Annotated in this window: 1 protein-coding gene; it reads left to right on the top strand. The window is 39.5% G+C overall.

The window, feature by feature from the left end; translation table 11 throughout:
* A partial coding sequence (locus E0D98_RS26150) for a sulfatase-like hydrolase/transferase (RefSeq protein ID WP_165941085.1) occupies positions 1-349 on the top strand: 349 nt, incomplete at both ends.

Here is a 349-nt window from a genome sequence, read left to right on the forward strand (position 1 = left end):
TGTTGTTCTTTATCGTATTGTCAGTAAATGCATGGCCAAAACGTATGGTTACGAATGTAATGACAGGGATAGCTGAAACCAGAGAAGAAATGATGCGATATGAATCGCTGAAAAACAATCAGAAAGATTCATGGGATATTGTGAGTGTGGAGAAGAAATATAAAACCATAATTATCGTAATTGGTGAAAGTGTCAGACGGGATTATCTTTCTGTTTATGGGTATCCTTTGCCGACAACACCATGGCTGAATTCTGCTCCGGGTATATTTATTAATGGGTATTTCTCAGCAGCGCCGAATACGATAGGTTCACTCAGCAGAACACTGACGCTTGATTACACTGAAACAGG

Source organism: Escherichia sp. KCJ4928, assembly GCF_004352695.1.
Lineage (GTDB): Bacteria > Pseudomonadota > Gammaproteobacteria > Enterobacterales > Enterobacteriaceae > ECMA0423.